Below are 21,217 nucleotides of genomic sequence, written 5' to 3' on the forward strand. Positions count from 1 at the left end.
GGATGGGCCCTGGGCGGGGGCCCCGGCACAGGGCCGGGGCGATGCGGATCAGCGGTTGGCGAAGTACAGGGTGACTTCGAAACCAATGCGCAGATCGGTAAAGGCGGGTTTAGTCCACATGGAGCCATCCTCTTGTTATGACGCCGGAGGATTCCGGCAAGTCCAGTTAACCACTGGGCCGGAGGGGCCCGAATGGTACTTTCGGAGGAGATTCGCTCGTGAATTGGTAGGGGCCGCGAAATGGGTTGGCATGATGATTTGTGGGGACGAACTCATTCGCTGCGCAGACTACCAACTGCCGCATAGGTCCCTCGTAGGATGGGTCGGGCGGCGTTCCGCGAGCTTGCGATACCCATCACCCTGTCCGCATGGGTATCGCTCCGCTCCACCCATCCTACGAAAGGCACAGTGAATGAAATCACCCCCGAAAAAAGAAAAACGCGGCCGAGGCCGCGTCGCGATAAAGCCCTGCAGGGTATGGGATGGAGGTGCGCAGTTCCCGCTGACAGGGCGCCATCGGCAAAGGCAGTGTGGCGCCCGTCCGGCGCGCCGCACTGGTCGACAATGGATCAGAAGAAGCCCAGCGGGTTGATGTCGTAGCTGACCAGCAGGTTCTTGGTCTGCTGGTAGTGGTCGAGCATCATCTTGTGGGTTTCGCGGCCGACACCGGACTTCTTGTAGCCGCCGAAGGCGGCGTGCGCCGGGTACAGGTGGTAGCAGTTGGTCCACACGCGGCCGGCCTTGATGCCACGGCCCATGCGGTAGGCGCGGTTGATGTCGCGGGTCCACAGGCCGGCGCCGAGGCCGAACTCGGTGTCGTTGGCGATCGCCAGGGCTTCGGCTTCGTCCTTGAAGGTGGTGACGCCCACCACCGGGCCGAAGATTTCTTCCTGGAACACGCGCATCTTGTTGTGGCCCTTCAGCAGGGTCGGCTGGATGTAGTAGCCGGTCGCCAGGCTGCCCTCCAGCTTCTCCACGGCGCCGCCGGTGAGCACTTCCGCGCCTTCCTGCTGGGCGATGTCGAGGTAGGAGAGGATCTTCTCGAACTGCTGCTGCGAGGCCTGGGCGCCGACCATGGTCTCGGTGTCCAGCGGGTCGCCGCGCTTGATGGCTTTGACCTTCTTCATCACCTCGGCCATGAACGCCGGGTAGATGGATTCCTGCACCAGCGCGCGGGACGGGCAGGTGCACACCTCGCCCTGGTTGAAGAACGCCAGCACCAGGCCTTCGGCGGCCTTTTCGATGAAGGCCGGCTCGGCCTGCATGATGTCTTCGAAGTAGATGTTCGGGCTCTTGCCGCCCAGCTCGACGGTGGAGGGGATGATGTTCTCCGCGGCGCACTTGAGGATGTGCGAGCCCACCGGGGTGGAGCCGGTGAAGGCGATCTTGGCGATGCGCTTGCTGGTGGCCAGCGCTTCGCCGGCCTCCTTGCCGAAGCCTTGCACCACGTTGAGCACGCCGGCCGGCAGCAGGTCGCCGATCAGCTCCATCAGTACGGCGATGCCCAGCGGGGTCTGCTCGGCGGGTTTGAGCACGATGCAGTTGCCGGCGGCCAGGGCCGGGGCCAGCTTCCAGGCGGCCATCAGCAGCGGGAAGTTCCACGGGATGATCTGCCCGACCACGCCCAGCGGCTCATGGATGTGGTAGGCGACGGTGTTCTCGTTGATCTCGGCGGCGCCGCCTTCCTGGGCGCGGATGCAGCCGGCGAAGTAACGGAAGTGGTCGGCGGCCAGGGGGATGTCGGCGTTCAGGGTTTCGCGCACGGCCTTGCCGTTGTCCCAGGTCTCGGTGACGGCGAGCACTTCCAGGTTCTGTTCGATGCGGTCGGCGATCTTCAGCAGGATGTTCGCGCGGTCCTGCACCGAGGTACGACCCCAGGCATCGGCGGCGGCATGGGCGGCGTCCAGCGCCTTCTCGACGTCTTCGGCGGTGGAACGGGGGAATTCGGCGATCGGCTGGCCATTCACCGGAGAGGTGTTGGTGAAGTACTGGCCTTTGACCGGGGCGACGAACTCGCCGCCGATGAAGTTGCCGTAACGCGGCTTGAAGCTGACGACGGCGCCCGGAGTGCCTGGTTGTGCGTAGATCATGGCGTTGCTCTCTCTGGTCGGTGCCTGCCCGGTTGGGCAGGTTGTGGACCGATCTTAGTCAGCGCCTGCCGCCCCCCGGTATGCGCCCATGGGAGCGAGGCTCTCGTCATTTGGTAGTAGTCGACTCGCGCTCAGGCCCGTGCCAGAGCGGCCCTGCGCGAAGCCTGGGTCGCCGGTGCAGCGGCCTGTTCCGGCCGGTAGCCCAGGCGCAGGCCGCCCCAGTGGCGACCCTGGACGACGATGGGCACCGACAGGTCGTGCATCAACTCGCCGGTATCGCGGGTGTAGGTCTGCAGCAGCAGCGGCTGCTGGTGACTGCCGCAGCGGATGCCGGTGCGGTCGTTGAACATGCGCTTGCTGCGGCTGCGGGCCATGTCCTGCTCGCGATTCCCCGTGGGCGCCTGGCTGAAGGCCAGGTTGTGGGTCGGCACATAGCCTTCCTGGGTGCAGGCGATGGCGAATACCAGCCCCTCGTGCTGCTTGAGCAAGGGTTCCTGGATATCCGGCAGGACCTGGTCGGTGTAGCGGTCGAAGCGCGAGCCGTACTTCTGCGGGTAAGTGCCGGGCACCACCTGCAAACGCCGGTCGAACAGGTCGTCGAGGCTGATTCGTCCGTCCTGCACATCCCGCTCGAAGCGCTCGACGATGGCCGCCGCACCTTGGCGGGCCAAGTCGTAGACCCGCTGGTGGTAGTCGTCCAGGCCGACTTCAGCCAGGCGCTCGCTGATGGTTTCCGCCTGGGTTTGCAACTGGCTGGCGGCCTCCGCCAGGTGGCGCGTCTGTTCGTCACTGACGCCCAGGTCGCTGCGCATCTGCCCCACCGCCTCGAACAGGCTGGCCAACTGGTCGCGATTGGTCCGCGCGCCACGGGCAATTTCGTCCACCTGCCCCTCCACCGCTGCGGCGAGGCCGGCGATTTTTTCCAGTTGGCGGCCCGTCAGTTCCACCTGGCCAACACCCGCGTCCAGGTCGGCGGAGAGCTGCTGGATCTGCTCCACCACCAGGGCGGTCTGGCGCTGGATATCGGCCACCATCTGCCCCACTTCCTCGGTGGCGCTAGCCGTGCGCCCGGCCAGGCCACGAACTTCATCAGCCACCACGGCGAAGCCCCGCCCGTGCTCACCGGCCCGCGCAGCCTCGATGGCGGCGTTCAGGGCCAGCAGGTTGGTCTGGCTGGCGATGGATTGGATCACCTGGGCGACCTGCTGGATTTCCTCACTGCGCTGGCTGAGCGCGGCAATCAGCTCGCGGCTGGCGCCGGCGCGGGCGCTCAGTTGGTGCATGAGTTCCATGGCCTGTTGCAGGACTTCGCTGCCCTCGTCGCTGCTGCGGCGGGCGTCATGGGCGGCGGCGAACGCCTGCTGGCTGAGCGCGGACGTGGCGGCCTCCGTTCCGATCATGACTTCGGCGCTGCCAACGATGCGCTCGGCGGATTGCAGCTGGGATTTCAGGCGCTCGGCCAGGTGACCGACCGACCAGGCCACCCCGGCGGCGGACAAGGCGTTGACGCTGGTGCTGCGAGAAAGGTCGCGGGTCAGCCGCGCGACATCGGTGCCCTCCTCGGCCATCGGCTGGCCCGGCTGCCTGGCGCGGAACAACCAGGGCAAGGGCAGCAACAGGAGAATGCCCAGCCAGGGCGGCAGGTCCGCCAGGGTCGCGGTGCCGGCGATAGTGAGGATCAGGAAGCTTTGAATCAGGCAGTAACGCATCGCTTACCCCTTTCTTGTCATTGTTTGGGGCGTATTAAGCGGTCTTTGCCCAGTACAAAACCATGGTTCCTTGGTCGTAGAGCCCGAGGGTTCGCCCTCAGCACGAAGGAAAATCGCGCTCCTGAACAGGAAATGGGCCTACGCGGAGACGGCATTGCTGGACTACAGAGGGCTTGGATAGGGTTTGCGCCGTTGCGCCCCTCGGGTCGCAACCGGGTGTGGAAGCCCGTTCACTGATAATCAGCACGCCATAGCGACGGGTCTCACGTCGGCAGTCTATGGCGGACCGTGCGAGCGGGCTCCGGCCCGACCGGTCTTGCTGATTATCCCGGTACTTCCACACTCGCACGGTCCGCCGCCCTTCAAGGATTTGGTGGCGGCTCCCCAACCCAATGGACGGAGCTCTCCCTATGACCCTTCCCGAAATCACTCCGCAGGTCTTCCGGCGCCACCGCCGCTAACTGCGCGCCTTCCTCATCGGCCACGAAGCCTGGTTCTCCACCCGTGACCTGCGCCGCGTGGTCAATGCCAACATCAACGACTGCATCATCCGCCAACTCTGTGACGACCAACGTCAGTGCGTACTGCTGCGGACCGCCAATGGCTGGTTCGACGAGGAAGTGGTGATCAGCGAATCCGGCCTCCACGCCTTGCTCTACGTGTACTGCTACCACCCGGAGAACCGGATGCCGAGGCAGTGGATCAGCCAGGAAGTGGTCGCGGGGTTGTGGAGCGGCCGATAAATCTGTCCGGCCCAGTTCGGCCATGCTGGAGAAGTGCGCGGTAGAGGCCATATTTTTCCCGATAGGTAAAAAAATGGGTGACGGCTGGGGAAAAGCCGAAAATTTTCCCAATCGGGAAAATTGACCGCCCCAGCCATCTACCACGCCAGGGTATCGGGAGTATCCCCAAGAAACGACAAGGCCCGCCGAAGCGGGCCTTGTCAGTGGGATCAGCGCTTGGCGACCACTGCCTCCTTCGGCAGTTTGAAGGTCCAGAGCATGCCGCCCTGGTTCAGGTCCTTGATGCGCTTGGCCACTTCGCCACCCCACAGCGGTACGGCGCCGCCCCAGCCGGAGAGCACGGAAACGTACTGCTCACCGTCCATTTCCCAGGTGATGGGGGAGCCGATGACGCCGGAGCCGGTGTTGAACTCATAGAGTTTCTTGCCGGTCTTGGCATCGAAGGCCATCAGGAAGCCCTCGGGGTTGCCGGTGAACACCAGGTTGCCCTTGGTAGCCAGCACACCGCCCCACAGCGGCGCGTAGTTCTTGTAGCGCCAGACTTCCTTGCCGGACTTCGGATCGATGGCGCGCAGCACGCCGATGTAGTCCTCGTTCAGCGGCTTGATGGTGAAGCCCGCGCCCAGGTAGGCCGCGCCTTTCTTGTAGGCGACGCCCTCGTTCCACATGTCCATGCCCCACTCGTTGGACGGCACGTAGAACAGGCCGGTGTCCTGGCTGTAGGCCATGGGCATCCAGTTCTTGCCGCCGAGGAAGGACGGTGCCACGAAGACCGGGCTGCCGTGCTTGCCGTCGGCACCCGGCGCGCCCGGACGCTTGCTGTCGTCGTAGATGGGGCGGCCGTCCTTGTCCAGGCCCTTGGCCCAGGTCACGACATCGACGAAGGGGAAGCCGCGGATGAACTTGCCGTTGGTGCGGTCCAGGACATAGAAGAAGCCGTTGCGGTCGGCGGTGGCCGCAGCCTTCACGGTCTTGCCGCCGTCCTTGTAGTCGAAGGACACCAGCTCGTTGACGCCGTCGAAGTCCCAGCCGTCGTGGGGCGTGGTCTGGAAGTGCCACTTGATGGAGCCGTCATCCGGATTCAGCGCCAGGCGCGAGGAGGAGAACAGGTTGTCCCCCGGACGCAGGTGGGAGTTCCACGGCGACGGGTTGCCGGTGCCGAACAGCAGGGAGTCGGTTTCCGCGTCGTAGTAACCACCCAGCCAGGGCGCGGCGCCACCGGTCTTCCACAGGTCGCCCGGCCAGGTCTTGCCGGCTTCGCCGCCGGAAATGCCGTTCTCGACCTGCTTGCCGTCCTTGTAGACGTAGCCCATGTGGCCTTCAACGGTCGGACGGGTCCAGAGCAGTTCGCCGTTGTTCGGGTCGTAGGCTTCAATCTTGCCCACCACGCCGAATTCGCCACCGGCGACGCCAGTGATCAGCTTGCCCTTGACCACCATGGGCGCGGCGGAGATGGAATAGCCGGCCTTGTAGTCCGCCACGGTCTTGCGCCAGACGACCTTGCCGGTGTCCTTGTTCAGGGCGACCAGCTTGGCGTCCAGGGTGCCGAAGATCACCAGGTCGCCATAGAGGGCAACGCCCCGGTTGATCACGTCGCAGCAGGGCATGATGCCGTCGGGCAGGCGCGCGTCGTACTGCCAGAGCTTCTTGCCGGTGCGGGCATCCACGGCAAATACCCGCGAGTAGGAGCCGGTGACGTACATCACGCCATCCTTCACCAGGGGCTGGGCCTGCTGGCCGCGCTGCTTCTCGCCACCGAAGGACAGCGCCCACACCGGGCGCAGCTGCTGCACGTTGTCGCTGTTCAGAGCTTCCAGGGTGCTGTAGCGCTGGCCCTGCAGGCCCAGGCCGTTGGTGACCACCTCCTTGGTGGACTTGGCGTCATCGAGGATTTCCTCGTCGGTGACGCCGGCCAGGGCCAGGCTGCTGGAGAGCAACAGGGCGAGGCACATCAGCGTCCGGGCGAAAGGCGGGTTGTGTGTGGCGAGCTTCATTAGCGGCTACCTCTGCGGGCTTGTTGTTGTGATCCGGAAAAATTCCCGGTCTGCCGCAAATTCTTGGTTCGCCACGAATGGCCAACAATTGGACGCAGTGCGGATTTTCCTACTCCGTTGGTAGCAATACCGCCACGCCCCTGCATACTTCAGCTGCCGATTGTGCGGCGGACCCACTCGCTGGCAGACTGCCGCCCCTTGCCTCGCTGACCAATGCCCCTGGGAACTATGCAACTGTTTACCGATCGTCAATTGCTCCTGGCCAGCTGGGCCATCGCCTTCATTGGCCTGCTGCTGGTGCTGCCCTTCCACATGCTGCCGTGCCTGCTGTCGGGCCTCTTGGTCTACGAGCTGGTGATCAGCCTGGCCCCGCGCCTGCAGCCGGTGATTCCGGGCGGACGCCGCGCCCGCTGGCTGGCCGTGGCCCTGCTGGGCACCCTGGTGGTGAGCCTGCTGTCGCTGTTCTTCGTCTGGATTGCCGGCGTCGTGACACAGGAATTGCACAACCCCGGCCAGCTGCTGGAGAAGTTCATCGCCCTGACCGAACAGGCCCGGGCGCAGTTGCCGGCCTCCATCGAGAACTACCTGCCGGCCAGTGCCGATGACCTGCGCCGGGAACTGACGGACTGGTTGCGCTCCCACGTCGGCCAGCTGCAACTGCTGGGCAAGGGAGCGGCGCATACCTTCGTGACCATGCTGATCGGCATGATCCTCGGCGCCATCATTGCCCTGCAGCCGATCCCCAATTTCGAGGGCCTGCGCCCGCTCAGCCGCGTGCTGATGGCACGCATGGCCCTGCTGGTCACCGCGTTCCGCAACATCGTCTTCGCGCAGATCAAGATTTCCCTGGTCAACACCACCCTGACCGGCATCTTTCTCGGCGTGGTGCTGCCGCTGATGGACGTCCACCTGCCGCTGACCAAGGTGCTGATCCTGCTGACCTTCATCTTTGGATTGATGCCGGTGATCGGCAACCTGATGTCCAACACCCTGATCTTCATCGCCGGGTTTTCGGTCTCCCTCTGGGTGGCACTCGGCGCCCTGGGCTACCTGATCGCCATCCACAAGCTGGAATACTTCCTCAATGCCCGCATCGTCGGCGGGCAGATCAGCGCCCGGGCCTGGGAACTGCTGCTGGCGATGCTGGCGTTCGAGTCGATCTTCGGCCTGCAGGGGCTGGTGGCGGCGCCGATCTACTACGCCTACCTGAAGAGCGAGCTGAAGCACGCGGAGTTGGTGTAAGGCCTGAGCTCGGAACGGTGCGCACGGCGCGCCCTACGAGGCAACCCCGGCACTCGGGCTCGACCGTAGGGTGCGCCGCGCGCACCAATGAGCCCGGTCACTCCGCTACCTGAAGACCGATCTGAAGAACGGGGAGTTGGTGTAAGGCGGGGCGTTCGTAGGATGTGGTAGAGCGGAGCGAAACCCATCAGCGGGGATCGCGACGGTGCGCACGGCGCTCCCTACGAGGCAAACCCGGCACTCGGGCTCGACCGTAGGGTGCGCCGCGCGCACCAATGAGCCCGGTCACTCCGCCGCGCCATCCACCCTCGGCAGCCGCTGCAGTTCGTACTTCGGATACAGGTGGCTGACGCTGCGAATCAGCTCATACCGACTCAGATTCACCGACGCGAACCGCTCCGGAATCGGCGACCGGATCACTTCGTTCATCTCCTCCCCCTTCCCCGCCGCCTCTTTCAGCAAGCCATCCAGCCAGCCCAGGTAGTCACGCATCTGCGCAAAGGGCGCGGAGTCCTGGCTGATGGGTCCGTGGCCGGGCACGAGGGTTTTCCAGGGCAGCCTCTCCAGGGTGTCGAGGTCTGCCAGCCAGGCACCGAGGCCCGGGCTGTTCGGTGTGGTCAGGGCGCGCTGGTAGAACACCAGGTCCCCGGCGAAGAGCACGCCGGTGCGCTCGTCCAGCACCGCCAGGTCGGCGCCGGTGTGACCGCGCAGGGCCAGAAGCCGAAGCCGATGGTCACCGATGTCGCGTACGCCGGGCTCCAGGGTTTCCGTCGGCAGCACGACTTCCGTGCCGCGCATCCAGTCCCCGACCAGGCGGTACAGGTTCTCCGCCATGGCCTCGCCCTGCTCTTCCAGCAGCGTCCGCGTGCCGGCCAGCGCGGCGATGGGTACGTCGGCGAAGGCCTGGTTGCCCAGCACATGATCCGGGTGATGGTGCGTCAGCAGGACCCGCACCACCGGCTTGTCGGTCACGACGGCAATGGCCCGGCGCATGGCCTCGCCATAGGCCTTCGAGGGGCCCGTGTCGATCACCACCACACCGGCCTCGGTGACGATGAACCCCGTATTGACGATGTTGCCGCCATTGGCCTTGTCGAAATTGTCGGTGCTGCCTTCCAGCAGCCAGGTGCCTTCGGCGACCTGCCGGGGCGCAAGCGAATAGTCCTGGCCAGCCTGTGCGGCGAAGGCCAGACCGGCCAGCACCAGTGCGAACAGTCGCATACCCCCTCCTTAGAAACTGGCCTCGAATTCGTTGCCGTTGTTGTCCCGCAACCACAAGCGGGCCTCCTCCCTGCCCTGCACATCCAGGCTGATGGTGGGGTTCTCGCTGACTGCCGGAAACAGCTCCAGGGTCGCCAGGGCCTTGCCGCTGGCATCCCGCAGTTCGGCCTGATTGAGGAAGAACTCCGGGATGCCGCCGACCAGGCCGTTGTCCATGGGGTGGTCGATGCGCAGGCGCAGCCGGCTGGTCTCCCCATGGGGGAAGCGTCCGCCGTGAACCTGACCCAGCCTGTCTTCCCAGCCCGCCTGGGCCCGCACCACGCTGGGCGCGGTGCAGCCGCCACCAGCGGCATCGATCCGGATTGAGCCGATGTGCCAGAGCCCATCGCGGGTCAGTACGGCAGCGCGGATGGGCGTGGCCTGCTCGATGCGAATGCGGATGGCCAGCATGGGCGCCACCCGCTCACCGGGCTGGAAGATGAATATCCGTGGGATCGGGTTGAGCTCGGCCCAGGCCATGATCTTCACCACCTGCCCGGCATAGGCCCGCGCATCCACCTGGATCGGCACCTGCCGCGAATCCTCGGCGAATGGCGGCGCTTCCAGTACCACCTTCGGGTCGTGGACGTAGGGTTGGCCACCGAGCAGGCGCTGGTGGAAGTAGTCCCACATCACCGATTCCACCGGGTCCTGCGCGGCCCGGAGGGGCGCCGCGCAGCCCAGCAGGCCCAACAGCAACAACTTTCGCCTGTGCATCCCGCACCTCCGGTCATTGAACGTCCTGATAGAGCCCCGGCAATTCGTAGCGCAGGCCGTAGCCCGCGTAGAGCTTTTCCATGCGGCCATCGTGGACCATGACGTCGACGGTTTCTTCCAGGGCATTGGCCAGCTGGCGATTGCTTTCGTGCACCGCCATGCCGATATCCCAATCCGGCTGGCCGAGGTTGGGGTAGGTGTTGTCCGCATTCAGGATCTGCGGGTCGTGGGCCTGGTGCTCCAGCCAGTCCAGCTCGCCGCGCAGGGCCATCACCGCGTCCACCTCGGCCTTTCGCATGCCCTCGAACGCCGCGCCCGGCCCCGGATAGTGATGGGTATTGCGCGAAAGGCGCCCGGCGAAGACCGAGGTGAGGTAGAAGGACGGCACGCTGTCCAGTTCCACGCCAATGGGGTGGAACTGGAACACGCCCATGCTCGGCACCTCGGGCAGGCGTCGGCTGTCATAGGCGACCTGCCAGCGCTCGCGCTGGTAGGGGCCGAACATCACCACCTGGTCATTGGAGATTTCCCCCACATCATTTCGCTTCTGCGCGAAATCGCGGTCGTAGGGCACCCGCAGCATCACATCGGCGAGCACGCCCGGACGCATGTAGTGCCCCTTCCAGATGAAGTTGCGCAGGTCGTCGTCGAGCTTTTCGCCGGGGGTGATCCAGAGCAGCTCCAGCTTCAGGTCCAGGCTTTCGGCCAGGGCCTGCGCGAGGTCGACATCCACGCCCCGCGCCTGCCCGTTCTCCTGGAAGCTGTAGGGCGGGAAGTTTTCGTAGACGGCCACCTTGAGCACACCGGAGTCGATGATGTCGTCAAAGGGCCGCACCTGTGCCTGCGCCAGAGGCAGGCACAGCAGCCAGCACAGCAGGACGAGCAGGCGCATGGCGATCACTCGTCCACGTGGACGCTTTCCAGGTAGGTACGGATCGCCCAGAGGGCTTCCTGGCTGAGGTAGTCGGCCATCTTCGGCATGTACACGGCGCCATCGCGCACCGCGCCATTGATCACCCGCTCCTTGAACCACTCGTCGCCATCAGCGCTGACTTCCAGGTAGCGCAGGTCGGGGGCGATGCCGCCGGACTTGGCTTCCAAACCGTGGCAGCGGGCGCAGTTCTGGTTGTAGGCCGAGGAGCCGATCTCCACCGCCAGATCATGCTTGGCATAGGGCGCGCGATAGGGGTTTTCGTCACGCCATTCCTTGCCCAGCGGGTCCAGGCCTTCGGTGTTCACGGCCTGGGGCACCACGTCGCCATGGGCCAGGACGATTCCGCTCAGGGTCAGACCGGCCAGGAGTGCGAGGCCGCGAAGTGCGCTGTTCTTGTTCATCACGTACATCCTCATTTGCTGTGCAAGGCGGCGCCCCGATCAGAGCGCTGTGGGGTCATGGTATGAAGCTCCCGGCAACGCCCCCATCCTGCTTTGGTGGCCTGACCCTCCTCCCTTGGTAGTAGTGCGGGCGTAGGCGTGTGAACGGCCTGCCCGGCGCCCGCCAACGCACAGGCAGCCGCCGGCTGGCGGACGGTGGGAGACCGTCGCCAGCCGGCGGGTTTCAACGGGAGAGGAAAAGGTCGGGTGAATCAGCCGGCACTGGGCTGCAGTGCCGGGAGGGAGAGAGTCTGTTCTGGCACAGACGGGGTGTGGCGCGGCAGGTCGCTGGCGGCCCGAGCCACTTCGAACTCGAGCAGGCAGCAGATCATCAGTAGGGGCAGCAGCAGGTGCTTGATGATGGCCATGACGGAGTCCTCATGCAGGTTCCTTTGACGGTCATGCTAGGGCGGCGTGCCCGGCGTGGCTCTTCTACCTTGGTACTTCCAGACCTGTACCTTCGGAGGAGTGCCCCTCCGCCGCCAGTAGCAAATCCACGGATGAAGCCGATCCGGTAGGTCCAGACCCGGCGAAGGGGGGCGACCGAAAATCCACGCTCCACGAGCACGGATGCTCACTCATCCAGCCAGATGACCGGCAGCATTGGCGCACTGCCCCGCTGGTGAATATCGGAGGGCCCGACGCGGTCGAAGCCGACCAGGCTGAGAATCAGGATCAACGGCAACAGCAAGTGTTTGAGGATGCGCATGGACGGCTTCCTTCTGGTTTTTGTGCGGCCATCCTAGGGCGTAATCGCTGGCCGATTTCTACTACCTTGGTACCGCCCGACCGGTACTTTCTTCATATTTCCCAGGCCCTGCCCCATTCCTATGCTGGCTCCACGTTCAGAGGAGCCACGAAATGCGCCATTACCTGCTTCACGGCCTAGCGTACTTGCTGGCACTGTCCGGCTCCGCCCTGGTCGCGACACACGTCCATGCCGAAGACGACAGCCTGGACGTGCGCATCGGCTACCTGGCCTGGGCGCCGGCCCGTGGGCCGCTGCTGTCCAACGTCATCCCCGAACCGGAGGACGCGGGGCTGCGCGGCGCCGAACTGGCCATCACCGACAGCAACAGCACCGGCCGCTTCCTCAAGCACAGCTACACCCTGACGGCGGTCCGCACCGCCACCGCCGAAGGACTGCTGACCCAGGCCCGCGCCCTGCATGACCAGGGCTTGCGGCTGTTCGTGATCAATGCCCCGGCGGAACAGGTGGTGCAGCTGGCCGACGCCCTGCCCGACAGCCTGCTGTTCAACGCCGGCAGCCCCAGTGACGAGCTGCGCGGCGAACAGTGCCGGGCCAACCTGCTGCACAGCCTGCCGAACCGCGCCATGCTGGCCGACGCCCTGGCCCAGTTCCTCGCTACCCGCCGTTGGCAGCGCTGGTTGCTGGTGAACGGGCAGACGCCGGACGACCAGGCCTACGCCGCAGCGGTACGCCGAGCCGCCGGGCGCTTCGGTGCCAAGATCGTCGAGGAGAAACCCTGGAGCTTCGACAATGACCAGCGCCGCAGCGCCCAGGCCGACATGCCGCTGTTCACCCAGGCCCCGGAATACGACGTGGTGCTGGTGGCCGATGAGCGCGGCGATTTCGGCGAATACCTGCCCTACAACACCTGGTACCCGCGCCCGGTCGCCGGCACCCAGGGGCTGACGCCCACCGGCTGGCACAAGACGGTGGAAACCTACGGCGCCGCCCAATTGCAGAAGCGCTTCGAGGAACTGACCGGGCGCTGGATGAACGACCGGGACTTCGCCGCCTGGATTGCCGTGCGCAGCATCGCCAGCGCCGTGACTCACCTGAAGAAGACCGATGCCAGCGCCATCCGCGCGCTGGCGCTGTCCGCCGACCTGCCCCTGGACGGTTTCAAGGGCCGCAAGCTGAGCTACCGCGACTGGGACGGCCAGCTGCGCCAACCCATTCCCCTGGTGCATCCACGGGCCCTGGTCAGCACCTCGCCGCAAGACGGCTTCCTGCACCCGGTGAGCGAACTGGACAGCCTCGGCTTCGACCGTCCGGAAAGCACCTGCCGGAAGTTCGCCTCGGCCGACTGACAACAAGAAGGACAACCACCATGCCCACGCCCCTCGCCACTGCCGTCGGCTCCGCCCTGCTGGTCATCGCCAGCCAGGCCCTGGCCGCCACCGCCTATGTCTCCAACGAGAAGGACGACAGCATCAGCGTCATCGACCTGGACAGCCTGGAAGTCACCGCGAGCCTGGCCGTGGGCGCGCGGCCCCGTGGCCTGGCGCTGTCCAGCGACAACAAGCTGCTCTACATCTGCGCCAGTGACTCGGACACGGTGCAGGTGATGGACCTGGCCACCCGCAAGATCATCAAGGAACTGCCCTCCGGCGCCGACCCCGAGCAGTTCGCCCTGCATCCCAACGACCGCTGGCTGTACATCTCCAACGAAGACGATGCCCTGGTGACGGTGGTGGATACCCAGTCCGACCAGGTGCTGGGCCAGATCGACGTGGGGGTGGAGCCGGAAGGCATGGCCGTCAGCCCGGATGGCAAGTGGGCGGTGAACACCAGCGAAACCACCAACATGGTGCACTGGATCGATACCGCAACGCAGAAGCTGGTAGACAACACCCTGGTGGACCAACGCCCGCGACACGTGGAGTTCAGCCAGGACGGCAAGCTGCTGTGGACCTCGGCAGAGATCGGCGGCACCGTGACCGTGGTGGACGTGGCCAGCCGCCAGGTGCAGAAGGTGCTGAAGTTCCAGATCAAGGGCGTGCACCCGGACAAGGTGCAGCCGGTGGGTGTGAAGCTGACCCGCGATGGCAAGTACGCCTTCGTCGCCCTGGGCCCGGCCAACCATGTGGCGGTGCTGGACGCGAAAACCTATGAAGTCCTCGACTACCTGCTGGTGGGCCGGCGTGTCTGGCACCTGGCCTTTACCCCGGATGAGAAGCAGCTGCTGGCGACCAATGGCATCAGCGGCGACGTCTCGGTCATCGACGTGGACAGCCTCAAGGTGACGAAGTCGATCAAGGTCGGCCGTTATCCCTGGGGCGTGGTGGTGACCCCATGAGCGCCCTGGAACTGACTGGGGTCGGGTTTTCCTACGGCGCGCGCCGTGCCCTGGAGCAGGTGGGTTTCATCTTGGAACCGGGCAGCTTCACCGCCCTGCTCGGGCCTAATGGCGCGGGGAAATCTACCCTGGTCGCCCTGCTCACCCGCCTCTACGACCTGCAACAGGGCGAGATAGCCGTGTGTGGCCATTCCTTGCGCCGCGAACCGCGCAAGGCCCTGGCGAAGCTCGGCGTGGTGTTCCAGCAGAGCACGCTGGACCTCGATCTGTCCGTGGAGCAGAACCTTGCCTACCACGCCTGCCTGCACGGCTTGCCGCGACGCCTGGCGCAGGCGCGCATCGAGCGGGAGCTGGAGCGCCAGCAACTGGTTCCACGCCGGCGCGACAAGGTGCGCCTGCTCAATGGCGGCCACCGCCGCCGGGTGGAGATCGCCCGCGCCCTGCTTCATGAACCGAGTTTGTTGCTGCTGGATGAAGCCAGCGCCGGCCTGGACCCGGCCAGCCGCGACGGCCTCAACCGCCACGTCCGGCAGCTCTGTAGCGACCGGCGTATGGCGGTGCTCTGGACCACTCACCTGCTGGATGAGGTGCGGCCCGAGGATCGACTGCTGCTGCTGCACCAGGGGCGGATCATTGCCAATGACAGCGCTGCCAGCCTCGGCTCACGCCACGCAGGCGGGCTTGCCGGCGCCTTCGAGCGGTTGACCGCATGAACGCATCCTACCCATGGCCATTTCGGAGCCGATCCCATGCTGACCGCCTACTGGCAATGCCTGCGCGGCATCCTGCTGCGCGAATGGTTGCGCTTCGTGCTGCAGCGCACACGATTCCTCAGCGCCCTGGTGCGCCCGCTGCTCTGGCTGCTGGTGTTCGCCGCCGGCTTCCGCGCGGCACTGGGGATCGCCATCATCGAGCCCTACGACACCTACATCACCTACGAGACCTACATCGTCCCGGGCCTGGCCTGCATGATCCTGCTGTTCAACGGCATGCAGGGTTCGCTGTCCATGGTCTATGACCGGGAAATGGGCAGCATGCGACTACTGCTCACCAGCCCCCTGCCCCGGCCTTTCCTGCTGGCGGCCAGGTTGCTGGCGACGTCGCTGGTGTCCCTGCTTCAGGTCTATGCGTTCCTCGCCATCGCCTGGCTCTACGGCGTTCAGCCGCCCGCCTTCGGCTTGCTGGCCGTGCTGCCCGCGCTGCTGCTGGCGGCCCTGTTGCTCAGCGCACTGGGGCTGCTGTTGTCCAACGGCATCCGCCAATTGGAGAACTTCGCCGGAGTGATGAATTTTGTGATCTTCCCGCTGTTCTTCCTCTCGTCCGCGCTTTATCCGCTGTGGAAGATGCGCGAGGCCAGCGAGTGGTTGTATTGGCTGTGCGCGCTCAATCCGTTCAGTCATGCGGTGGAGATGGTGCGCTTTGCCCTGTACGAGCGCTTCAACGGAATGGCCATTGCAATCTGCCTGGCCCTGACACTGCTCTTCGCAGTGGCGGCTGTACTGAGTTTCAACCCCCAGCACGCCGCACTGCGCAAGGCCGGGTAGCCCGCCAATTAGACCCCCTTTGTCAGGCAATAGTTACAGCTAAAACCTGCATGCTTCCTTTAGGAATCAAAGCCAACGACTTAGGTATAAAGAGCCTGACAGCGGTCCGCTGGCTGATTGACAGCACCTGGGGTGGGTAACAGCATGTTTCTTATCAATGGAGAGGGTGACGTTGCAGGAAGCTTTCGTGCCGCTTCTGCAGTCTCTCGGCCCTGTGCATGAGGCCGCGGGTAGTTTTTTGCGCCCCTCGAAAGCCCGAATGCACCCGAACCCGATTCTTCGGCTTCCTCCTTGGCCGAAGATCTTGCCTGGAGCTGCATAGGCCCAAGGGGGAGATCAAAAACAAGGAGGGGTGCATGTACCTCCCGAAAGAAACGTCAAAGGCACGTGTCAGAGATGCGGAAATTGCCAAGCAGAATTTCGCGGAACTGGCCAATGCCTTGATCAAGGGGGAAGTCACACGACGCGACTTCATCAAATGGGGGTTGGCCACTTCCAGCGGTCTGCTGGTTCCGGTCCATGGACTGAGCCCTTTCACCAGCAGCGCCTACGCCGCCACGTTCGACATTCCCACCGGGCTCCCACCCAGCCCGCTGTTCGGCGTGCAAGCCTTCACCCAACCCATGCCACGTTTCGACGTGCTGCCACGCAAGCCTCTCGTCTTCGGCGCCAACGTGATGGACCCGCTGCGGCATGCTCCGAACACGCCGGGGCCGGACCCGTTGAAGGAGGCCAACCAGACCCAGCGCCCGGTTCCCGCTGTCCTGGGTGGCAAGACCGGCCCCATCGAGGGGCGGCCTCCGGGCCCCATCTGGGCCCACCAGCAATGGGAGAGCTTTCTCCCCACCATTGCGGTGGAGGTCACTCAGGAAGGTGCAAAGCCCAACACCCAGTACCACCCCGGTGTGCCTTCCAACCTCAACTCCGGCATCCTGGAAACCGATGACTTCCCGGCAGCCTTCCATCCCGACCTGCCAGCGCAGGACGCACTGAAACTGTGGACCTTCAACGGCACACTGCCGCCCAAGCTGCTGATCGGCCGTTACCACGAGTCGATCCTGTTCCGTCACCACAACCATTTGCCGGACGACCCGACCCAGAATGGCGGCTTCGGCATCCACACCATCACCACCCATGAGCACAACGGCCACCACGGGGCGGAGAACGACGGGTTCACCGGCGCCTACTTCTTCCCCGGCCAGTTCTACGACTACCACTATCCGATCTGCCACGGCGGCTACAACACCGTCAACACGGGCGCCACCGACGCGCGTTGCGGCTCACCCACCGATGCCGGCGGTATCGACAATGTCCAGGGTGACTACCACGAGACCATGAGCACCCACTGGTTCCACGACCACATGTTCAGCTTCACCTCGCAGAACGTGTACAAGGGCAACGCCGGGATGTTCAACATCTACAGCAGCCTGGATCGTGGCAACGAGGAGCTCAACGACGGGGTCAACCTGCGGCTGCCCAGCGGCTCGGACAAGTCGTACGGCAACCTCGATTACGACGTGAACCTGATGCTCGCCGACAAGGCGTGGGATGGTGACGGCCAGTTGGCCATGAACATCTTCGACTTCGATGGGTTCCTCGGCGACGTGATGACCGTGAACCTGGTCTACAAACCCTTCTTCGAGGTCGAGCGGCGCAAGTACCGCTTCCGCATCCTCAATGCGGCAGTGGCGCGGTTCTTCAAGCTGTCCCTGAGCGATGCGTCGCCGATGATCCAGATCGCCAACGACGGCAACCTGTTGCCGGCCCCGGTGGTGCTCACCACGCTGGACGAGATGGGTATCGCCGAGCGCTACGACATCATCATCGACTTCTCCCGCTACAAGGTCGGCGACAAGGTCTGGCTGGTGAACCTCGCCGAGCATGAGAACGGTCGCCGGCCGAAGGAAGACCTGACCCTGCGGGAAGCCCAGTCGGGCACCTCCAGCGACCCCTGTGTCGGACGCTTCCTGGAGTTCCGCATCGTGCGTGACCCGGCCAAGCCCGACACCAGCCAGGTGCCATCGCAGCTGATCCAGAATCCCGACCTGTCGAAGATTCCGGTGGCGGCCCAGCGCGTCTTCGAGTTCGGCCGTGGCGCCAAGCAGACCACCACTGACCCGATCACCAGTTTCTTCGGGCCGTGGGGTGTTGGAGCCGAAGGCGGCGCCAAGCTGGCCGCGGACTTCGGCCGTGTCTCGGCGGCCCCGCGCTTCGGCACCCGCGAAATCTGGACCCTGAAGAACGGCGGCGGCGGTTGGGACCACCCGGTCCATATCCACTTCGAGGAGGGCCAGATCCTCGCCCGCGATGGCAGCCCAAACAATGTTCCGGCCTGGGAACGCGGCCGCAAGGACGTGTATCGCCTGCGCCCGGGGGGCAGCGTCACCCTCACCATGCAGTTCCGCGACTTCGGTGGGATGTTCATGGAGCACTGTCACAACACTACCCACGAGGACAACGCCATGCTGCTGCGCTGGGAAATCGACGACGCCGGCGGCGCCTTCCTGCGTCCGCTGCCAACACCGATCCCGACGCCACAGGGCGTCACCTTCGTACCGCCGGATGAAGTTCTGCCGACGGCGTTCAGGTAGGAGGCGAAACCATGGGCTGCGTGAAGTGGTTAGCCACGCTGGTGGCAGTCGTGTTGCTGTCCGGCGAGGCCGCCCTGGGCGCGCAGCCCTGGGGGCCGGGCTACTTTCCGGATGTGCCGCTGGTGACCCAGGACGGCAAGACGGTGCATCTCTACCAGGACCTGCTCAAGGGCAAGAAGGTGGCGATCAACATGATCTTCACCTCCTGCGCGGACAGCTGCCCCCTCAGCACCGCCAACCTGGCACGGGTCCAGAAGGAGTTGGGCGACCAGGCGGCCGACATCCATTTCTACTCCATCACCGTCGATCCCGAGACCGATACCCCGCAGGTGCTCAAGGCCTATGCGGAGAAATTCCATGCCGGTCCCAACTGGCTGTTCCTCACCGGCAAGGAAGACGACATCCGCCTGGCCCAGAAGAAGCTGGGCCTCTGGTCCAGCACCGATGCCGAGGACCCGGACGCGCACCTGACCAGCCTGACGGTCGGCAACGAACCCACCGGCCAGTGGATGCGCCAGTCGACCCTGGACAACCCGCGCTTCCTCGCGGCCAAGCTCAGCACCTTCCTGATGGGCTGGCAGAACCAGCGCGGCGTGGCAGCCCAGGGCTACTCAGCCGTTCCGGCCATCGAGGACAAGGGCGCGGGGTTCTTCCTGTTCCGCAGGACCTGCGCCGCCTGTCACACCATCGGCAAGGGCGAGGCGCTTGGCCCCGACCTGAAAGGCGTGACCACCCGGCGCGACAAGGACTGGCTGCGGCGCTTCATCAAGGCGCCCGACCAGATGCTGGAACAGCGGGACCCCATCGCCGTAGAACTCTTCAATCGCTACAACCAGGTCCGAATGCCCAACCTGAAGCTGGGCGACGAGGACGTGGAGGCCTTGATCCACTATCTCGAACAACAGGGGGCGACACCGCCGGGGCAGGCGGATTCGCTACCCGCACCCCCTCCACCCGGGGGCGGCTAGCGGCTCCATGAGGAGTCGAGGAGGCTCAGATGAACATCGCTCGAAGGCATCTTCCCACCGTCCTGCTGACGCTGGCCGGGCTGGCGGCGGCCACAGCCTCCGACATCGCCAGGGCCGTGCCGCTGTTCCCGCGCAGGGCTGACCAACTGATTGTCCCGATCGCCGGCACCCTGACGACGCCCACGGAAGATATCAACATCAAGGGGCAGGCGCGCATCCGGAGCACCAGCTTCAGCGACCCGGACTTCAACGGCGCGGCGGGGGTTCTCCTGGTGATCGACTTCCTCAATGTGCTGGGCGTTGGCGCGACCAGCGGTACCCGGTTCCTGGCCCATGGCGAAAACCAGGTGGTCCGGGAACTGCGCCCCACCGATGTGGTGGAGCTGACGTTCCCCATGACGCCGGTGGGCGCCAGGCCCACGGTTGCGGCCATTTCCGTGCTGGCGACCTTCCAGCTGACCTTCGATGTCGACTCGGGCCAGATGACGGCCGCCACGGCAAGCTTCTCCACCCCGGGCGTCTGACCGACCGATGACCGCCGCCGGACAACTGGCCCGGTGGCGGCATCTACTACTTTGGTACGGGTTACCCCCTCTCAACGTCGAATTCCAAAAGCAGCGGCGGTGGCCTGTAATGGCTCCATAAAAAGAACTGAGAGCTCGCCATGAAGCGCCTCCTCGCCTGCGTGACCTGCCTTGTCCTGGCCCTGCCCGTCTTGGCCGAAGAGGCCAACGCGCCGCTGTTTTCCGCCGACGGCTACCGTGTCGCCCGCTATCGCAGCCCGACCCCGGCAGCCGCCGAGCCCGCCCGCACCCTGGACACGCCCAGTCTCCAGGCCTTGCTCCAGAAGCAGCCCGACACCTTGCTGGTGGATGTCTACCGCCGCCAGTGGCTGCATGACCGCTTCATCGAGGACGAGCCCCACGCCAACCTGCCCGGCAGCCTCTGGCTGGCCAATACCGGCGACGGCACGCTCGCGCCCGAATGGCAGGCGTACTTCAGCCGCCACCTGCAGCAGGCCAGCCAGGGCCGACTCGACCGCCCGGTGGTGTTCTACTGCCGCTCCGACTGCTGGCTCAGCTGGAACGCGGTAAAGCGCGCAGCCGCGCTGGGCTACACCAACCTCTACTGGTACCGTGACGGCATCGATGCCTGGGAACAGGCCGGTCTGCCCCTGCAGCCCGCCCGTCCCCTGCCGTTCCCCTGATCCGAATGCACCGGGCGCGCCGCACCATAATGAAAACAATGAGGTGAAAGGCCATGTACAAAATACTGATTGCCGACGACCACCCGCTTTTCCGCGAAGCCATCCACAACGTCATCAGTGACGGTTTTCCGGAGAGCGAAGTGATGGAAACCGCCGACCTGGACAGCGCCCTGGCGCTGACCCAGGAACACGACGATCTGGACCTGATCCTGCTCGACCTGAACATGCCCGGCATGCACGGCCTGAACGGGCTGATCAACCTGCGCAACGAGGCGCCCACCGTGCCGGTGGTGATCGTCTCCGCCGAACAGGACAAACAGGTGGTGCTGCAGGCCATCACCTACGGCGCCGTGGGCTTCATCACCAAGTCCTCGCCCCGCGCGCAGATGACCGACGCCATCGAGCAGATCCTCAACGGCAACGTCTACCTGCCCTCCGACATCATCCGCACGCAGAAAGCCTCGCCCCGCCGTCATCACGAAGAGCCCGCCATCCCGCCGGAACTGCTCCAGGCGCTGACCCGCAAGCAGCTGCTGGTGCTGGAGCGCATGACCAAGGGCGAATCGAACAAGCAGATCGCCTACAACCTGGATATCGCCGAGACCACGGTGAAGGCCCATGTTTCGGCCATCCTGCGCAAGCTCAACGTGCACAACCGGGTGCAGGCGATCCTGTCGGCCAGCGATATCGACTTCACCGCCTACCTGCGTCGCTGACGCCCCGCCCACAAG

The 21,217-nt window shown here is 65.1% G+C and carries 21 protein-coding genes; 11 read left to right on the forward strand and 10 right to left on the reverse strand.

All coding sequences use genetic code 11. From position 1 onward, the window contains the following. Positions 1 to 48 precede the first annotated feature (48 nt). From pqqA to TQ98_RS14245, 3 genes are all read right to left on the reverse strand, one after another. The gene (gene pqqA / locus TQ98_RS14235) at positions 49 to 120 is read right to left on the reverse strand and encodes a pyrroloquinoline quinone precursor peptide PqqA (protein ID WP_072432761.1); all 72 of its coding nucleotides are present in this window, start codon (positions 118 to 120) and stop codon (positions 49 to 51) included. Between the two features lie 449 nt (positions 121 to 569). Next, positions 570 to 2,090, reverse strand: coding sequence for an aldehyde dehydrogenase family protein (locus TQ98_RS14240; RefSeq protein WP_103102960.1), 1,521 nt, complete (start codon positions 2,088 to 2,090; stop codon positions 570 to 572). Between the two features lie 131 nt (positions 2,091 to 2,221). Then, positions 2,222 to 3,799, reverse strand: a complete 1,578-nt coding sequence (locus TQ98_RS14245) for a methyl-accepting chemotaxis protein (protein ID WP_044872359.1) — start codon at positions 3,797 to 3,799, stop codon at positions 2,222 to 2,224. A 518-nt stretch (positions 3,800 to 4,317) separates the two neighbouring features. Here TQ98_RS14245 and TQ98_RS14250 point away from each other — a divergent pair. Further along, positions 4,318 to 4,542, forward strand: coding sequence for a hypothetical protein (locus tag TQ98_RS14250; protein ID WP_242443123.1), 225 nt, complete (start codon positions 4,318 to 4,320; stop codon positions 4,540 to 4,542). 209 nt (positions 4,543 to 4,751) lie between these two features. Here the strand turns inward: TQ98_RS14250 and TQ98_RS14255 are convergent, their stop codons facing one another. Further along, the gene (locus tag TQ98_RS14255; RefSeq protein ID WP_044872358.1) at positions 4,752 to 6,536 is read right to left on the reverse strand and encodes a methanol/ethanol family PQQ-dependent dehydrogenase; all 1,785 of its coding nucleotides are present in this window, start codon (positions 6,534 to 6,536) and stop codon (positions 4,752 to 4,754) included. 228 nt (positions 6,537 to 6,764) lie between these two features. Here TQ98_RS14255 and TQ98_RS14260 point away from each other — a divergent pair, with 228 nt between their 5' ends. After that, positions 6,765 to 7,778 carry a membrane protein gene (locus TQ98_RS14260; RefSeq protein ID WP_044872357.1) on the forward strand — a complete coding sequence of 338 codons (1,014 nt, stop codon included), beginning with the start codon at positions 6,765 to 6,767 and terminating at the stop codon, positions 7,776 to 7,778. Between the two features lie 285 nt (positions 7,779 to 8,063). Here the strand turns inward: TQ98_RS14260 and TQ98_RS14265 are convergent, their stop codons facing one another. From TQ98_RS14265 to TQ98_RS28275, 6 genes are all read right to left on the reverse strand, one after another. Next, the gene (locus TQ98_RS14265; protein ID WP_044872356.1) at positions 8,064 to 8,999 is read right to left on the reverse strand and encodes a quinoprotein relay system zinc metallohydrolase 1; all 936 of its coding nucleotides are present in this window, start codon (positions 8,997 to 8,999) and stop codon (positions 8,064 to 8,066) included. A 9-nt stretch (positions 9,000 to 9,008) separates the two neighbouring features. Next, positions 9,009 to 9,755, reverse strand: a complete 747-nt coding sequence (locus TQ98_RS14270) for a quinoprotein dehydrogenase-associated SoxYZ-like carrier (RefSeq protein ID WP_044872355.1) — start codon at positions 9,753 to 9,755, stop codon at positions 9,009 to 9,011. Positions 9,756 to 9,768: 13 nt separating this feature from the next. Beyond that, a complete protein-coding gene (locus TQ98_RS14275) occupies positions 9,769 to 10,647 on the reverse strand; it encodes a transporter substrate-binding domain-containing protein (RefSeq protein WP_044872578.1) in 879 nt (292 codons plus the stop codon). 5 nt (positions 10,648 to 10,652) lie between these two features. Beyond that, positions 10,653 to 11,090, reverse strand: coding sequence for a cytochrome c-550 PedF (pedF, locus tag TQ98_RS14280; protein ID WP_044872354.1), 438 nt, complete (start codon positions 11,088 to 11,090; stop codon positions 10,653 to 10,655). Between the two features lie 251 nt (positions 11,091 to 11,341). Continuing rightward, positions 11,342 to 11,497 (reverse strand): hypothetical protein, encoded by a 156-nt coding sequence (locus TQ98_RS27780; RefSeq protein ID WP_158249360.1) that lies wholly within the window; start codon positions 11,495 to 11,497, stop codon positions 11,342 to 11,344. 206 nt (positions 11,498 to 11,703) lie between these two features. Beyond that, on the reverse strand, positions 11,704 to 11,838 hold the full coding sequence (locus TQ98_RS28275) for a hypothetical protein (protein WP_277949290.1): 135 nt from the start codon (positions 11,836 to 11,838) through the stop codon (positions 11,704 to 11,706). 152 nt (positions 11,839 to 11,990) lie between these two features. Between TQ98_RS28275 and TQ98_RS14285 the strand changes: the two genes are divergently transcribed. The 9 genes from TQ98_RS14285 (at position 11,991) to TQ98_RS14325 (ending at position 21,202) form a co-directional block, all read left to right on the forward strand. Continuing rightward, positions 11,991 to 13,187 (forward strand): ABC transporter substrate-binding protein, encoded by a 1,197-nt coding sequence (locus TQ98_RS14285; protein WP_044872353.1) that lies wholly within the window; start codon positions 11,991 to 11,993, stop codon positions 13,185 to 13,187. 20 nt (positions 13,188 to 13,207) lie between these two features. After that, positions 13,208 to 14,176 carry a YVTN family beta-propeller repeat protein gene (locus tag TQ98_RS14290; RefSeq protein WP_044872352.1) on the forward strand — a complete coding sequence of 323 codons (969 nt, stop codon included), beginning with the start codon at positions 13,208 to 13,210 and terminating at the stop codon, positions 14,174 to 14,176. Then, a complete protein-coding gene (locus tag TQ98_RS14295) occupies positions 14,173 to 14,889 on the forward strand; it encodes an ABC transporter ATP-binding protein (protein ID WP_044872351.1) in 717 nt (238 codons plus the stop codon). Before TQ98_RS14290 ends, TQ98_RS14295 begins: the two co-directional genes overlap by 4 nt. 39 nt (positions 14,890 to 14,928) lie before the next feature. Then, on the forward strand, positions 14,929 to 15,720 hold the full coding sequence (locus tag TQ98_RS14300) for an ABC transporter permease (protein ID WP_044872577.1): 792 nt from the start codon (positions 14,929 to 14,931) through the stop codon (positions 15,718 to 15,720). 356 nt (positions 15,721 to 16,076) lie between these two features. Then, the gene (locus TQ98_RS14305; RefSeq protein WP_044872350.1) at positions 16,077 to 18,311 is read left to right on the forward strand and encodes a multicopper oxidase domain-containing protein; all 2,235 of its coding nucleotides are present in this window, start codon (positions 16,077 to 16,079) and stop codon (positions 18,309 to 18,311) included. A gap of 11 nt (positions 18,312 to 18,322) precedes the next feature. Further along, a complete protein-coding gene (locus TQ98_RS14310) occupies positions 18,323 to 19,279 on the forward strand; it encodes an SCO family protein (protein ID WP_052659189.1) in 957 nt (318 codons plus the stop codon). A 29-nt stretch (positions 19,280 to 19,308) separates the two neighbouring features. Continuing rightward, positions 19,309 to 19,803, forward strand: a complete 495-nt coding sequence (locus TQ98_RS14315; protein ID WP_044872349.1) for a hypothetical protein — start codon at positions 19,309 to 19,311, stop codon at positions 19,801 to 19,803. Between the two features lie 140 nt (positions 19,804 to 19,943). Then, positions 19,944 to 20,486 (forward strand): PQQ-dependent catabolism-associated CXXCW motif protein, encoded by a 543-nt coding sequence (locus TQ98_RS14320; RefSeq protein WP_044872348.1) that lies wholly within the window; start codon positions 19,944 to 19,946, stop codon positions 20,484 to 20,486. A gap of 53 nt (positions 20,487 to 20,539) precedes the next feature. Further along, complete coding sequence (locus TQ98_RS14325; protein WP_044872347.1) at positions 20,540 to 21,202, forward strand: response regulator transcription factor; 663 nt, start codon at positions 20,540 to 20,542, stop codon at positions 21,200 to 21,202. Positions 21,203 to 21,217: the final 15 nt, after the last annotated feature.

It is taken from the genome of Pseudomonas sp. LFM046 (assembly GCF_000949385.2).
In the GTDB taxonomy this organism is placed as follows: Bacteria; Pseudomonadota; Gammaproteobacteria; order Pseudomonadales; family Pseudomonadaceae; genus Metapseudomonas.